Source organism: Nostocoides veronense (assembly GCF_039531185.1).
GTDB lineage: Bacteria > Actinomycetota > Actinomycetes > Actinomycetales > Dermatophilaceae > Nostocoides_A > Nostocoides_A veronense.
Genome location: NZ_BAAAPO010000004.1, coordinates 647 through 16,178 on the forward strand (window position 1 = coordinate 647; position 15,532 = coordinate 16,178).

Annotated in this window: 13 protein-coding genes and 1 pseudogene; 8 read left to right on the forward strand and 6 right to left on the reverse strand. The window is 65.1% G+C overall.

Annotation, left to right across the window (positions count from 1 at the left end; all coding sequences use genetic code 11):
- A pseudogene (locus ABD225_RS00900) lies at window positions 1-1,226 on the forward strand (IS1634 family transposase); the annotation flags it as partial.
- 104 nt (window positions 1,227-1,330) lie between these two features.
- Here the strand turns inward: ABD225_RS00900 and ABD225_RS00910 are convergent.
- The 6 genes from ABD225_RS00910 to ABD225_RS00935 form a co-directional block, all read right to left on the reverse strand.
- A complete protein-coding gene (locus tag ABD225_RS00910; protein WP_227007205.1) occupies window positions 1,331-1,627 on the reverse strand; it encodes a DUF6112 family protein in 297 nt (98 codons plus the stop codon).
- Window positions 1,628-1,887: 260 nt separating this feature from the next.
- Entirely contained in the window at window positions 1,888-2,556 is a 669-nt protein-coding gene (locus ABD225_RS00915) for a vWA domain-containing protein (protein ID WP_344079913.1), read from the reverse strand.
- On the reverse strand, window positions 2,553-2,999 hold the full coding sequence (locus ABD225_RS00920; protein ID WP_344079916.1) for a hypothetical protein: 447 nt from the start codon (window positions 2,997-2,999) through the stop codon (window positions 2,553-2,555). The genes ABD225_RS00915 and ABD225_RS00920 overlap by 4 nt, the downstream gene beginning before the upstream one ends.
- A 57-nt stretch (window positions 3,000-3,056) precedes the next feature.
- On the reverse strand, window positions 3,057-3,578 hold the full coding sequence (locus ABD225_RS00925) for a TIR domain-containing protein (protein WP_344079919.1): 522 nt from the start codon (window positions 3,576-3,578) through the stop codon (window positions 3,057-3,059).
- Entirely contained in the window at window positions 3,578-4,702 is a 1,125-nt protein-coding gene (locus tag ABD225_RS00930) for a TIR domain-containing protein (RefSeq protein WP_344079922.1), read from the reverse strand. Before ABD225_RS00930 ends, ABD225_RS00925 begins: the two co-directional genes overlap by 1 nt.
- A 218-nt stretch (window positions 4,703-4,920) precedes the next feature.
- Window positions 4,921-5,058: a DUF6112 family protein gene (locus tag ABD225_RS00935; protein WP_344079925.1), complete on the reverse strand. Its 138-nt coding sequence runs from the start codon at window positions 5,056-5,058 to the stop codon at window positions 4,921-4,923.
- Between ABD225_RS00935 and mobF the strand changes: the two genes are divergently transcribed.
- The 7 genes from mobF to ABD225_RS00970 all read left to right on the forward strand — a co-directional run bounded on the left by mobF (window position 5,048) and on the right by ABD225_RS00970 (window position 15,464).
- Complete coding sequence (mobF, locus tag ABD225_RS00940; RefSeq protein ID WP_344079927.1) at window positions 5,048-8,587, forward strand: MobF family relaxase; 3,540 nt, start codon at window positions 5,048-5,050, stop codon at window positions 8,585-8,587. The genes ABD225_RS00935 and mobF overlap by 11 nt on opposite strands.
- A 44-nt stretch (window positions 8,588-8,631) precedes the next feature.
- Window positions 8,632-9,738 carry a CBASS cGAMP-activated phospholipase gene (locus ABD225_RS00945; RefSeq protein ID WP_344079930.1) on the forward strand — a complete coding sequence of 369 codons (1,107 nt, stop codon included), beginning with the start codon at window positions 8,632-8,634 and terminating at the stop codon, window positions 9,736-9,738.
- A complete protein-coding gene (locus ABD225_RS00950; protein WP_344079933.1) occupies window positions 9,735-10,730 on the forward strand; it encodes an SMODS domain-containing nucleotidyltransferase in 996 nt (331 codons plus the stop codon). Before ABD225_RS00945 ends, ABD225_RS00950 begins: the two co-directional genes overlap by 4 nt.
- Entirely contained in the window at window positions 10,727-12,481 is a 1,755-nt protein-coding gene (locus ABD225_RS00955) for a ThiF family adenylyltransferase (RefSeq protein ID WP_344079936.1), read from the forward strand. The genes ABD225_RS00950 and ABD225_RS00955 overlap by 4 nt, the downstream gene beginning before the upstream one ends.
- A gap of 154 nt (window positions 12,482-12,635) precedes the next feature.
- Entirely contained in the window at window positions 12,636-13,007 is a 372-nt protein-coding gene (locus ABD225_RS00960) for a sulfate permease (RefSeq protein WP_344079939.1), read from the forward strand.
- A gap of 145 nt (window positions 13,008-13,152) precedes the next feature.
- The gene (locus tag ABD225_RS00965) at window positions 13,153-14,130 is read left to right on the forward strand and encodes an AAA family ATPase (RefSeq protein ID WP_344079943.1); all 978 of its coding nucleotides are present in this window, start codon (window positions 13,153-13,155) and stop codon (window positions 14,128-14,130) included.
- Between the two features lie 47 nt (window positions 14,131-14,177).
- Window positions 14,178-15,464, forward strand: a complete 1,287-nt coding sequence (locus tag ABD225_RS00970) for a S8/S53 family peptidase (RefSeq protein ID WP_344079946.1) — start codon at window positions 14,178-14,180, stop codon at window positions 15,462-15,464.
- Window positions 15,465-15,532: the final 68 nt, after the last annotated feature.

Here is a 15,532-nt window from a genome sequence, read left to right on the forward strand (position 1 = left end):
CTCGGGTTCGAGGTCCTCGGCGACGAGGCGTTCAGGTCGCTGGTGCTGGCCCGGGTGGTCGAGCCGACGTCCAAGGCCGACACCGCGCGGGTGCTCGCCGACATCGGTGTGCCGGCGCCGTCGCTGCGGACGATCTTCCGCGCGTTGGGGCGCACGATCGGACGGGACTATCGGGATCGGCTGGCCAGGGCGTGCCTGGCGCACTCGGCACGCACCAGCGGCCCGGCGGCCCTGGTGCTCTATGACTGCACCACGCTGTACTTCGAGACCGACACCGAGGACGACCTGCGCAAGGTCGGGATGAGCAAGGAACGCCGGGTCGACCCTCAAGTGCAGGTCGGGCTGCTGGTCGACCCCAACGGGTTCCCCCTCGAGGTGCACCTGTTCGAAGGCAACACCGCCGAGACCAAGACCCTGATCCCGGTGCTGGAGGCGTTCCAGGCCCGGCACGGGGTCACCGACATGGTCGTCGTCGCCGATGCCGGGATGCTCTCAGCGGGGAACCTGAACGCCCTCGAGGACGCCGGGTTCTCCTTCATCGTCGGCTCTCGGATCAGCAAGGCCCCCTACGACCTGGCCGCCCACTTCGAACGGCACGGAGACTACTTCGCCGACGGTCAGATCCTGGAGTCGAGCCGGGTGATGGGCACCGGCACGGCCGCGCGCACCCGCAGGGTGGTGTACCAGTACCCTTCAAGCGGTACAAGCGGGACAACCGGTCGATCAACGCGATGGTCGAACGGGCCGAGAAGGTCGCCGCCGGCACCCGGCCGGTCAAGAAGGACCGGTTCGTGCGAATCAACGGCGCCGACAAGGACGTCAACTGGGCACTGGTCGAGCGAGCCCGCCAGCTCGCTGGCCTGAAGGGGTACGTCTCGAACATCGCCCCCGACGTGATGTCCGGCTCCCAGGTGATCAGCGCCTACCACGACCTGTGGCACGTCGAGAAGAGCTTCCGGATGGCCAAGAGCGACCTGCGGGCCCGCCCGATGTTCCATCACCAGAAGGACTCGATCGAGGCGCACCTGACCATCGTCTTCGCCGCCCTCGCGGTCAGCCGCTACCTCCAGGACGTCACCGGCCTCTCGATCAAGAAGCTCATCAACACCCTGCGCCCGATCCGCTCGGCCACCATCGCCCTCGGCGACCACAGACTCACCCTCGAACCCGAGATCCCCCCAGAAGTCAAAGAACTCCTGGACACCATCGCTAAATCGGGACACTAAACCAACTGGCACGACTCAGGTTCACCGACGGCATCGCAGACCGAGGAGATCACGGGAACGTCGCACACGCTCATCACGAACACCAGCTCTCGACGACGGTCGGGTCAGACGGACTGGCCGACGTTCCAGAAGAAGTTGATGAGCGTCACGCTCGCGCCGCAGATCACCGCTGCGCCGCAGGAGACGAGGACGCCGATCTTCCCGCGCGAAGCGAGGTGCGGGTTCGATGAGTTCGCGCCGAAGCCCCACACGATCGCGGACACGATCAGCGCAAGCACGGACAGGATCAGGCCGATGGTCATCACCGCGCCGACGATGGTGCGCAACTGGTTGATCCCCGGCAGACCGTTGGTGTTGGGGTCGATGTTGATGTCCATCGGCACCAGCAGCGGCGCGGACATGACTTTGGCGAGCAGATCGAACACGGTAGGTCTCCTTGGCGACGGACGGCCCGCCCACGAACTCGCAGACGGGGTACACGCCACAGGTGCACCCGTCGAACCATCCCTCCGGCTCCATGGCAGCAGCGAACACTCACCCCGAACCCGGCAGATCGAAGCTCACCTGGCCCGAGGAGCGAGCGAATCTCGCCACGCAAGCATGTGTGGCATGTGGAGGGATTGCAGGTCGTCGGCGCGAGCCGTCGGCCACACCGGTGGCGCTATCCGGTGCCGGGCACCGCAGTGAGATCGAGCCAGTCATCCGACAGTGCTATGGGTGGGACGCGCTTGTCGGGTGAGGTGGTGCTTTGCACAGTCGAACTCAACATCGTCATTAGACCACCGAAGACTGACCTGATCGCATCGCCAACACCGAGCGCAGTAGAGACCATAAATGCGCCGCCGTCATTCGTGCCAATTTCGCGCAAGACGTCCGGATCTACAGAGCCAATGCCGAACGTCACGATTGTTGGCCTCTCACGGAATTCAGATGAATGGAGCCCTCGCAGATCCTCTCGCCAAGAAGGATCTACAGGCGAGCCGTCACTAACGAAGAACACGACGGGCCTAAAGACTCGACCACCAGCAGCCTTCAGCGCGGCTACGTCCCGAACAATCAAGCGGCGCACGAGTCTAAAGACCGGCCCATAGTTGGTAGCCCCGTGAGCAACTAATGCTGGGATCGCGCCGAGTTCGCGGACATCACTAAGGGGGATTGCCTCGCGCGCTTCGGACGCGAACTGTATGACTGCTACCCTCACTAGTTCTCCTACTATCGACTCCTCCTGAAGGGCGCCGATCAATTCGGCGAGGGCGGCATTGACGTCGTCCATGTCGCCCATGAGGGAGGCCGAAGTGTCAACAACGATATAGACCGGTAGCGTGATCACAGTTCCTCCTGGGACGGTGGTAGCCACGTCGCCGACTGAAGCGACCGCGGAGCGGACCCTTGGAGATTGCTCAAGTAGCGGCGCAGCTCGGCCTGCTCCATGCCGGTCATTCTGACCTGCGCGGTCAGAGTTCGGCCATTGCCTAGTCCGATGTTGACGGTCACCAAGCCAGCGCGTCCGAGACTCCGGTCGGCTGGGGCATGGAACTCGACGCTGTGCGAGGACGCGGACTTCATGCGGTGCGGCAGCGCGGTGACTGTTGAGCCGAGCAAATCACATGTCGCACCGTCGATGTCGATCTCGCCTTTACCTGCGTTGACGATCTTGACCTTGAGCCATAACTCGCTGCCGAGCAGGGTAAAATTGTGAGAGTCGAGTGCGACCTTCGGTCCGGCCATGCGGTAGGTGAGCACGCTGACCCAGAGTGAGGCGAGGCTCGTCATGAGCGCAAGTCCAGAGAATAGGTACGTCAGCATACAGCCACCGGTAGATCAGTACCGCTAAGGGTAGACGACCACTCGACCCAGCGGCGGTGGCTTGAGCAGCGGCTGACCAGTGATACGTCGATAAAGCAATTCGTCACCATCGGCTCCTTCCGACCATTCGTAGTAGGTGTAGCCGTAAGGCCTAAGAACATCAGGTATATCGGCGGGTGACGTGCCTTCGAGCAGTACCGATATGAATTTGGTCGGCGCCTCGACAATATCTGCGTACATGGCATCCGTGATCAGAGCTCCCTCCCACCGGGCGCCGCGTCCAACCGTTGGGTCTCCTAACTGCTCGCAGCGCACTTTGTAAAGCGGGGAACCGAGGCAGAGCACGAAGTCCGCGTCCCTGATCTGGTCAGCCATCCAACGTGGCCAGTTGATCGCTTCATGCTCAACCCACCGATCTATGTAGGACATGACACCGCGCTTGCGAAGCGACTCTGCCAATTGGAGTGCTCGCTCGCGATGGCCGGGCACCTGCCCATCGTGCGCGTAGCTGATGAATACCCTCACTGGTCTGGCAAGCGCGTTCATCAGGCTCCATCTTGGATGGTGACCAACGCGGCAGCACGCAGTGCGAGCGTGTCGTCCCCAGCCAGCATCGTCCGAGACAACCAGAGCGCCTCTTCGGCATACCGGAGACTCCCCTCCGTGTCACCCATCTCGTTGAGGACCTCGCACAGACCGATAAGGGCAGATGTCCTCGCGCTCGGTTCTGCGAGACGGGTTGTCAAATCAACCGCGCGCTCAAGGTAGGTTCGAGCTCCGATCAGCTCACCTCGCATCCGAGCGATCGTTCCAAGCCCGACGAGCGAGGCCGCTGCCGCCGAATCGAAGCCGGATCGAGAGGCCAACTCTAGAGACTGCTCGTAGTGGCGTGTTGCTTCTTCTGCAAGCCCAGAAGCAACCAGTTGGTTGGCAAGGTCTAAACCTTGTTCTATGCGCTCTTCTGGGGTCGCAGATGCCTGGAGGCTTCGCCGTCTCACCTCTATGGACTCTTGATGTCGACCAGACCTACCGAGAGCATCGGCAAGTCGACGCCGAAGTGGTGCCACGGACGGGTGGGACGGTCCAAGGTGGTTCTCTCCCCATTCAGCGGCGGCACGAAGGACAGCGAGTTGCCGGTCGAACTCCTCGGCGCTGCCTCCAACCGTCTGGCTGATCTCCTCCAGGACCAGAGCCGCCGCATCGGGGGCACCGGACAAGTCAGCGTCAAGAAGTGCAGACAGAAAAGAGAGCCGCAGGCCAGCAGTCGATGGGCTAGTACGCGCTGACGCACGGAGAACGCCCCTTACCACATCAACGACATCCGAGAAGTCGCTCCCCGCACCTACGCGCAGGTAGCGAAAGCGGGCAACATCTTCGACCGGTTCTCGCCCAGGGAGAAGGACCGGCAGAACGGCCAAACCGCCGCCCACACTACGAGTGACGGCGGCCTGGACCTCCTGCTGGAGGAACTCCGATGTCACGCTTCGAGGCACGAGCAGAACAAACACCCTGGCCTCGGCGATTGCCGTAGACACGGTATGCCAGATACTCTCGCCAGGCGCTACATCCTCCACTGCAAAGACGCTCAGGCCAGCTCGCCGTAGCTGCGCGGCGAGTTGGGCTGCGACCTCCGAGTCTTGGAGGGCATAACTCAGGAAGACGTCCGACATAGGTACCATTGTGCACGTCTGGTCCGTAGTCATCGTAACTCGGGACCTCTCCGGCGCAGGCCGTGATATGGCCTCCAGCCCCCGCCGGTGGAGACTATTGGAGGCCCCGCCGACTCTTGCCACCGTCGCCGATCGCAGCAGCACCCGCGCGCGGCTGCTCCGTCGGCGCGAACCAGCGAATGCGGACGTAGACGACTCGGATGAAGGACAGAGTCCGGCTACAAGCGCGATCCCAGCGAGAGTAGCCAGTTCATCCATGCCACGCCGCCTCCGGCGATGACGGCCGCGCCGACGGAGACGAGGACACGCAACGTTCTCGTGCACCTCTCCAGCGTGACGGTCTCCATGCGGGTCATGAGCGCCGGTGACGGCTACAAGTACCTCCTGCGCTCGATAGCCGCCGCAGACGGCGACCGCTCGCTCTCGACGCCGCTGACGAGGTACTACGCGGAGGCGGGCACACCACCGGGCCAGTGGCTCGGCTCCGGCATCACCTCACTCGGCCAGGGCCAGCTCGCGGTCGGTGATCGGGTGTCGGAGGCCCAGCTCCAGCTCTTGATGGGCATGGGCCGCGACCCGATCACCGGCGACCCGCTGGGCCACGCGTTCCCTGCCTACAAGTCGGTGCCGGAACGGATCGAGGCCCGGATCGCCGACCTCGACCCCGGCCTAAGCCCTGGTGCACAGGGCGAGGCGGTCGCGCAGATCGAGGCCGAGGAGACCGACCGCGGCAGGCGCCGCGCGGTGGCGGGGTTCGACTTCACCTTCTCGGTTCCGAAGTCGGCCTCGGCGTTGTGGGCGGTCGCGGACGCGGGGACGCAGGCGTTGATCGGTGAGGCGCATCATGCGGCGGTTGCGGAGGTGGTTGCGTTCATGGAGCGCGAGGTTGCAGCCACCCGCTCCGGTGCAACCGCTGGCGACGGAGCGGTTGCGCAGGTCGATGTCACCGGGCTGGTGGCGACGGCGTTCGATCACTTCGACTCCCGAGCTGGCGACCCCCATCTGCACACCCACGTCGTCATCTCCAACAAGGTGCAGACCGCGTTCGACGGCAAGTGGCGGTCTCTGGATGGCCGTCCGATGCACGCCGCGGTGGTCGCGCTGTCGGAGCTGCACGAGGCTGTGTTCGCCGATCACATGACCCGTACCTTCGGGGTCGAGTGGGAAGCAAGGGACATGGGCCGGGATCGCAACCCCGCATGGGCCATCAGCACGGTCCCGGAGGAGCTGGTCCAGGAGTTCTCGACCCGTGCCCGGCACATCGACGCCGAGAAGGACCGGCTGATCGCCGAGTACGTCGCCCGGCACGGCCGCCAGCCCTCCACGGCGACCGTGATCAAGTTGCGTGCCCAGGCCACCCTGTCCACACGCCCGGAGAAACAGGTGCGGTCGCTGGCGGACCTGACTGCCGAGTGGCGCACCCGCGCCACGGGCGTGCTCGGCCACGACGCCACCGCCTGGGCACGCGAGGTGACCGACAACGACAAGGCGTTGCTGCTGCGCGCCGATGACGTGCCGCTGGATGCGATCGGCGAGCTCGGGCAGACCGTGGTCGAGGTGGTGGGTGAGAAGCGGTCCACGTGGCGGCGGTGGAACCTGATGGCCGAGGCGTCCCGGCAGACGATGGGCTGGCGCTTCGCCAGCATGCGCGACCGCGAAGCGGTCGTCGCGATGATCGCCGAGGCCGCCGAGCAAGCCTCGCTGCGGCTGACGCCGCCCGACCTCGCCACCAGCCCGGCCGCGTTCCGGCGGGTGGATGGCACGAGCGTGTTCCGCCCGAAGCACTCGACCGTGTTCTCCTCCGAGCTGCTGCTGGAGGCTGAGGACCGTCTGCTCGACCGCGCCCGCACCATGACCGGACCGACCGTCCCGCTTCGCACTGTGGAGAAGGTCACCACGAAGCCTGATCGTGAGGGGCGGCTGCTCGGTGAAGATCAGGCTGACGCGCTCATGAAGATCGTGGTCTCCGGCCAGATGCTCGATGTGCTGGTGGGGCCGGCGGGCGCCGGGAAGACGACGGCAATGTCCGCGCTGCGACGGGCGTGGGAGAAGGAACACGGCGCCGGGTCCGTGGTCGGGCTCGCACCGTCCGCGGTGGCCGCGCAGGTCCTCGCTGACGACCTCGGGATCGCGACGGAGAACACGGCGAAGTGGTGGCAGAACCACCTCCTCCACGGCGAGGACTTCAAGGCGGGTCAGCTCGTCATCATCGACGAAGCCTCTCTCGCCGGCACCCTCTCGCTGGACCGCATCACCCACCTGGCCGAACGAGCCGGGGCGAAGGTGCTGCTGGTCGGCGACTTCGCCCAGCTCCAGTCCGTGGACGCAGGCGGCGCCTTCGGACTCCTAGTCAACGACCGCGACGATGCACCCGAGCTACTTGACGTCCACCGGTTCACCAACGCCTGGGAGAAGACCGCCTCCCTCGCCCTCCGCCACGGTCGAACCGAGGTGATCGGCACCTACCTCGACCACGACCGCATCCACGACGGCGACACCGAAGCGATGACCGACGCCGCCTACACCGCGTGGCGCGCCGATCGGAGCCAAGGCTTGGTGTCGGTGCTGGTGGCCGAGACCCGCGAGGACGTGAGCGCCCTCAACACCCGTGCTCGTGCGGACCTGATTCTCGACGGCACGTTGAAGCCTGGTCGGGAGGTCGAGCTGAACGACGGCACCGCGGCGGGTGTCGGGGACGCGATCATCACCCGCCGCAACGACCGTCGGCTACGTAACGGCAAGGACTGGGTGCGCAACGGTGACACCTGGACCATCACCGGCGTCCGGAACGACGGCTCGGTCACGATCCGCAAGGCCGGCCGCCGGTTCGGCGGCTCCATCGTCCTGCCCGCCGGCTACGTGACCGACCATGTTGATCTGGGCTACGCGGTCACCGCACACAGGGCGCAAGGCGTCACCGTCAATACCGCCCACGTCCTGGTCGAGCCAACGACCACGCGGGAGAACTTCTACGTCGCGATGACCCGCGGCAAGCACGCCAACCACGCCTACGTGGTCCTCGACCGCGCCGACGAGCACGCCGAGCCCTACCCGGGCGACAATCCCGACGCCACCGCCCGCGGTGTGCTCTACGGGGTCCTGCAACACGTGGGGGCCGAGCTGTCCGCCCACGAGACCCTCACCGTCGAACAAGAGCACTGGGGCTCGATCGCCCAACTCGCTGCCGAGTACGAGACCATCGCGGCCGTAGCTCAACGAGACCGCTGGGTCACCCTCATACGATCCTCCGGCCTCACGACCGAGCAAACCGAGACCGCGATCGAGTCCGAGGCGTTCGGGGCACTTACCGCCGAACTGCGCCGCGCCGAGGCCAACCACCACGACCTCGACACCCTGTTTCCGCGACTGGTGGCCGCGCGAGGTTTCGAAGACGTCGACGACATCGCCTCCGTCCTGCACTACCGGGTGGCCCGTGCTACCGCACGCCCGGCAGGTTCAGGACGCACCCGCAAGGCGCCACGGCTAATCGCCGGACTGATCCCATCCGCCGATGGTCCGATGACCGGCGACATGCGCCACGCGCTTGATGAGCGGCGCGAGCTGATCGAGGCCCGTGCCGACGCGGTGCTCGACACCGCACGCCAGGCCGGCGAGCTCTGGACGAAACCACTCGGTGACCCACCCCGCGATCCACGCAAGGCAGCGGCGTGGCGACGGTACGCCCGCACCGTCGCGGCCTACCGCGACCGGTACGGCATCACTGAAGACTCGCCCCTCGGCCCGGAACCGGAGAACGCGTCACAGAAGATCGACGCGGCTCGCGCAAGAAGCGCACTTGTACAGGCAGGGGAAGCGGCTCGCCGGTCCGCAGCCGTCACTGAGCGTCGCTCGGTCGAGCGAACTTCTCCCGGGCGGAGCCTGTGATCTGAGCCCGAGGGAATGTCGGTACGGCGGCGTAGAATAGTTACATGGGTGTAGTTCCTGCAAGTTCGACCGATCCCGGAGGCGAGATGCCGACCGGACAGGCCGACGCGCCCGGACGGCAGGACCATCCATCCACGACGATCGCGCCAAGCACCCTATCCGTCGATCGTTTCCAGATTCTCGCCCTCGATGGCGGGGGAGCCAAGGCACTGTTCACCGCTCACGTGCTCGCGCGGCTGGAACAGGACCTCGACGTCAGCATCAAGGACTCCTTCGACTTGATCGCTGGCACGTCGGCGGGTGGGATCGTCGCGCTCGGCTTGGGTGCCGGTCTCACCCCGCGCGAGATCGTGGGGCACTACGAAGAACTGGTCAAGACTGTCTTCCCGGCCGCGCGTCGGCGACTGTGGCGGCGACCTCGGCAACTCACTGCACCCATTTACGAAGGCGATGCTCTGCGTACCGCGTTGACGAAGGTGCTCGGCGAAAGGCTGCTGGGAGACAGCACGAAAAGGTTGGTCATCCCGGCGTGGGACGTGCAACGAGGCTCCGTGCACATCTTCAAGACGCCGCACCACACACGGCTCGCCCGAGACTGGCGCATCCCGATGGTGGACATCGCGATGGCGACCTCGGCGGCGCCGCTCTACTTCCCTGCCGCGCGTGTCGATGGACACCGCCTCATCGACGGCGGCGTGTGGGCAAACAACCCCTCTGTCGTCGCGATCGCCGAGGCCGTGAGCATGCTCGACGTACCGCTCGCCTCGATCAGGGTGCTCAACGTCGGCACCATCGACCAGCTCACGAACCACCCCAAGCGCCTCGACCGCGGCGGGCTTTTCAACTGGGCGAAGCCGATCGCGCCACTGATCCTCACATCCGGCAGCCGGGGCGGACAGGGGATCGCTGAGCATCTGATCGGCGAATCCGCTTACACCAGGTTCGATGCTCTCGTGCCGGGCGGACTGTACGCACTCGACTCGGCAGACCCGAGCGATGTCGCCGGCCTCGCCGCGTCCGTGAGCCGCGAGCTCAGCCCCATCTACACCGCGCGGTTCGCAGATCATCGCGCGGCCGACTACACACCGTTGATCGGAGACCGACACCGCAGCGATCCGACCAGCACGTCGACCACGGAGGCCTCCCGATGAAGCTCACTGACTACTTCAACGTCCTGCTCAAGGACACCGTCAACCTCGGCCAGGTCAAACTCGACTCCCTCGACTCTCGCGTCGAGGGGGTCTACAAGGCGTTGAAGGCCGACGAGCAGATCGGGCACCTGATCGTCGGCAAGACGCCCCAGGGCTCGTGGGCGCACAAGACCATCATCAATCCGGTGGGCAGCAACGAGTTCGACGCGGACTTCATGCTCGACATGAGCGAGAACGCGGACTGGGCCGACGATCCCAAGAAGTACATCGAGGAGGTCTACGCGGCTCTGCACCGGCACAGCACCTACGGAAACATGCCGCACTCACGCAAGTGCCGTTGCGTCCGAGTTGTCTACGCGAACTCCATGCACCTCGACATCGTGCCGCACATCAACCTCGCCGATGGACGCGAAGTCATCGTCAACCGCGACGACAACGACTGGGAGCAGACCGACCCCCAGGGCTTCACGGACTGGATGAAGAGCAAGGACGCGCTCGCGAAGGGCAACCTCCGCAAGGTCATCCGGCTGATGAAGTACCTGCGTGACCACAAGAACTCCTTCACCGGGACCCGGTCGATCCTCCTGACGACACTGCTCGGCGAGCAAGTCACCGAGCTGCGCACGCTGCTCGACCCCGGCTACTACAGCGACGTCCCCACGACTCTCCTGCACCTCGTCAAGGACCTCGACGCCTGGCTCCAGGCACGCCCGACCAAGCCCTCCATTCCGGACCCGTCCGGGTCCGGCGTCACCTTCGACCATCGCTGGGAGCAGTCGACCTACAGCTACTTCCGGGACCGTATTCATGTCCACGCCGCCGAGATCGAGGAGGCTTACGAGGAGGAGAACAAGGAGCGCAGCATCGAGCTGTGGCAGGGCATCTTCGGTGACGGCTTCAAGGCCCCGGCCACCTCATCCAGCAGCGCGAAGTTCCCGGCAGCAGCTCCCGCGGCCGCTTCCACCGTGGGGCGGTCTGGCCGAGCGGGATGAGCCGCCGCAACCGGGCCACGCTCTCGGCCTGGCAGAAGCACCTCTTCGATGAGCTGAGGTCACTCGCCAGGGAGCACCCCAGCGACGTGCGGATAGTCGAGCAGCCTCGGCTCGACTCTGACGGCGACGCCACCCTCCGACTCCGCCTCCACACCGCAGATTTCCCTCACCGCCCCGGCGGGCTGGAACTTGGAGACGACGAGGAGTTCATCGTCAAGATTCGCCCCTCTCTGTTCGCGCCCCCGAGCGCCGAGGTTGACCACACACGCTTCCTCGGTTTCCCGCACGTCCTCCAAGGGCAGCGGCTCTGCATCTATCTCGACCCCTCACGCGAGTGGCGCCCTTCCTCCGGAATGGCCGGATTCCTCAGCCGACTGTGGGACTGGCTCACCGATGCCGCGGCCGGAGCATTCGATCCCTCGACCGCGATGTACCACGCTGTCGGAGGAGTGCTCCACCACGCCGACGACACACCCACCATCGTCGTCCGCGAACCCGGGCCGCCGAAGCGCCAGCAGATCGCCCGGCTCATCGCCCGTTCACCGCACCGATACGACCTCACCTACTCGACCGACCGCGACGGACACCGCACACCCGTCTTTGTCCTCGCGAGCGACCTCCCCTTCGGCGCGGCATCCACCTTCGCGCTGTTCATGACACTCCTGGACGACCCGCACCTTCACCGTGCCGAAGGACGACCACCAGAGGTCTCACCGCAGTCGCCCGCGTTCCTCACCTCACTCCTCGCCAGCGCTCTACGAAACCCCGACGGCACCGAGCAGTACTTCGTGCTCGCCGTGCCGCACCCCGCAGGCGGACCGCACCACCTTCTCGGCGGACGCCTCCCCGCAACTACCGCCGACGCCCTCCGGCGCCTCGCCAAGAAGCACGGCACCGCGATCACCCTCGACCCCGCGATCATCAACGCCGACATCCCCATCGAATGGTGCAACATGTCCGACGAACGGCAAGAGGTCACAACCCGGCGCGACGACAACCGTCCCGTCAACGCCTTCCAAGGACGGACCGTCCACATCTGGGGCTGCGGCGGACTCGGCTCATGGCTCGCCGAATTCATCGCACGCGCCGGAGCCAGCACCATCACCGTCTGCGACCCCGGCACCATCACCGGCGGACTACTCGTGCGACAGAACTACACCGAAGCCGACATCGGCCAGACCAAGGCCGATGCCCTGGCCACACGCCTCCGCGCGATCCGCGACGACCTGACCGTGACCGTCGCAGAAGGAAGCGTCCCCGATCCAGCCGTCTCCCTCTCCGCGGACCTCATCATCGACGCCACGGTCAGCCACAGCATCACCACCTACCTCGACACCCTCGCCGGCGAAGACCGTACGGCACTCATTGCCCAGGTCGCCACCGACGCCAGGACAGGATCGCTCGGTATCGCCAACATCTGCGCGCCCGATGCCCCCTGTACGCCGTCTGAGCTTGACGACCAGGCAGGACGCTCGGTAGTGGCCGATGGTGCGCTGGAGCTGTACCACCCACTCTGGGAGGAAGCAGCTGAAGGCGACGAACTGACTCCCACGAGGGGATGCTCCGTACCCACGTTCCATGGCTCGGCCGCGGACCTCGCTGCCGTGGCCGCGACGCTCGTCAACATGATCGGCCTGCACCTCCAGCAGACAGAGACACCTGTTTCAGGAACCCACCTCATCGCCTTGCCACACGCACCAGCCGGCCCACGGCATCACTTCCGCCCCGCGGCGTCGGACTCCCGCGAATGAGGTAGCACAGGGGTTACGTCTGTCCGGGCTCCGACGTACAGTGGAATTCGAGGCAGGTCCTCCTCGATTGTGGGTCCTTCGGGACAGCCCAGCTTGGGCGCTCATACACGTACTGCCTCCTCGACGGAGAGACACGTGTGACGAGAGGCCCGCCATGATCCGCCTGATCTGGACGCTCAGCGCCCACACCCGCTACTACCTGCGCCGCTACATGCCAACCAACCGGCTGCTCGACGCGATCCGACGCCGACCCAACTTGAAGTGGGGCATCCCCGCGATGCTCCTCGCCGCGCCCTACCTGCTCATCGCGAGTATCTGCACCAACGCCCTCGCTGACGGTGCCCCAGGCTGGCTGCATTTGGTCGTGCTGTGGGCGGTGTGGAACGCGATGAAGTTCATCATCATGGGACCGGTCAGCCTCATCCTCCTGATACGTGCCCGGACTTGCGACGCAGTTGCTCGGCGCCGCATGCGCCGACAGGCGGCCGTACGAGCACTCGGCATCCCTGGCGCCCATGCCGGCTGAGGGAGTCCAGTGAGCGTCGCCAGGCGCGTCGACGGTCCCGGTCATGCCCTCGTGCCCTTCCGCGACCGACTGCTCGTGTCGATGTGGGCGAGTGGACATAAGGTCTGAGAAGATTGATCAGGACTGAACGGCGATCGGAGGATGCATGGCACGCGCAGACCTGCTCCTCGCACTTGTCCAGTCAGGGGCCGGTGGCGATGATCTCGCGTTCCGACGCGCGGCCGAGGCCCTGATCGCCGAGGAAGAGAACAAGAAGCACGGCGTACTGGCGTCCCAACTCGCTGACGCGCTGACTCGCCGCCGGCCGAACACCGGCACCAACGTCACCTCTTTGAGTCGCAACGAGGCATCCAACGGTCTGTTCTACGAGCAGGAGCCAGAACGCCGGGTGACCGATCTGGTCCTTCCGACCGAGGTGCGTCAAGCTGTCAACCAACTCGTCGAGGAACACCACCGTCGAGACCTGCTGCGTAGTCACGGAGTCGAACCCCGGCACCGCTTGTTGTTCGTAGGACCGCCAGGCGGCGGGAAGACTTCACTGGCCGAGGCGATCGCCACCGAGCTCGCAGTCCCGCTGCTGAGTGTCCGGTATGAAGGGCTCATCGGTAGCTTCCTGGGCGAGACCGCATCCCGCATGGAGACTCTGTTCGCTGCGGTGCGGGTACGGCCCTGTGTCCTGTTTTTCGACGAGTTCGACGTGGTGGCGAAGGAACGAGGCGATACTCACGAGACGGGCGAGATCAAGCGCGTTGTCAGTTCGCTTCTCCTCCAGGTCGACAAGCTGCCAAGCCACGTCATCGTGATCGCCGCGACCAACCATCCAGAACTTCTTGACCGTGCAGTATGGCGCCGGATGCAGATGAGGCTCAATCTGCCGAACCCGACCAGGGCTGGCAAGGTCGAATGGCTGCAAGCATGGTCGGCGAGAACAGGCGTCGATTTCGGTCTTTCCGCGCGCACTATCGCCGATCGACTCAGCGATGTCAGTTATGCCGAGCTGGAGGAGTTCGCGCTGGACGTCCAACGCCGCTCCATCCTCTCCGGCCCAGAGCCCGACTCACAAGCAGTCACCCAGCAGCTCCTCAAGCAGTGGTCTGCGCGCGCCGACGTCAGTGAAAAATGAGCCCATCGGCCGATGGAGTCTCGACGTCGAGACCGGTGATCTTGGGCATGATCTCCCCGCCACGCTCGATCAAGGCACCTGGCGGGGGCGGTTCGCGGGTGAACTTTCTCAGCGAGGGTGAGCGGGTCAGTAGGATCGACTCACGATTCGAGGAAACCGTCGCCGCTCTCGGCGCGGAGATCCAACTCGCTCAATCAATCCAGGCTGCCGATCCGCAACTTGTCCTGGTCTTTGAGGCCCTCGACGAGCAGATAGACCTAACCACCGTCGCCCAAAAACTGGGCCTGGAGATCCTGGTTGAGTCCGAAGGTGCGATAGAACCGACCGACGAGTATCAACTCATCAGCAAGAAGCCGCGCAATCCGTTCATCGGCTCCTGCCTCCACGCGGTGTGCCTCAACCAGAAAGCCCTCGACGACCTGCTGTCCTTATGGCGGACGTGGAAGCAGAGCAAGTCTCTCCCGTATGGCTACTCGCCGTTGAGAGAACTGTTCTCCCACCTCAAGGACCTGCGTCCGTGGGGTCCGCAAGACCGCTTGAAGATGCTCGACTGGGACGAACACTTCGCCGACCGGATCACCGATAAGCCACACGCGATCGAGATCGAACTCTGGTATCGACGCTCACCCCTGAAACGCCTCGCCAGCCAGCGTGAGGTCACCGCTCTGGTTGAACAGGCTGGAGGACAGGTACATACCTCGGCGGTGATCGAGCAGATCGGCTACCACGGCCTCAAGTGCACCGTCCCGACCGAGAGCCTGCGGGACCTCGCGCGCGGTGACTTCGATTCCGTTCAGGTCGTCCGTTCCGCCAATGTGATGTACCTAAGGGTGACCGGGCAAGGCCTCCCGGTCGCCGGGCCACCCACCGACCCGATATCAGGTCAGGACAGTCCGCTCCCCACAGCTGAACCCGTCGTCTGCCTCCTCGACGGCGTCCCCGCCGCAAACCATCCGTTGCTGCGGGACCGAGTCATCGTCCATGATCCCGACGACCTTCTGAGCAATGCCACCGTCGAGGAACTGAAACACGGCACCTGGATGGCGTCGGCAACGATCTGGGGTGACCGCGGTGCTGGTGAGCTGGCCGCGAATCGCCCCGTGTTGGTGCGCCCCATTCTCACGCCATCAGACGAGACAGCCGACCGCAGTGAGGAACTGCCCGCAGCCGAACTCGTACCCGATCTCATGTGGCGCGTCTTCCGAGAGCTGTTCGATGGGGAAGGGGCGGAAGGGCCGGCTGGGTCGCAGATCGCCGTAATCAACCTCTCTGTCGGAGATCCCGCTTCACCCTTTGACTCGATCCTCTCCTCATGGGCGCGGATCATCGACTGAGAGCAATGATCAGAACCTGTGGATGGCCTTCGGCGGGGTGGCGTGAGGGAGCGCACCTTCCCGAGGAA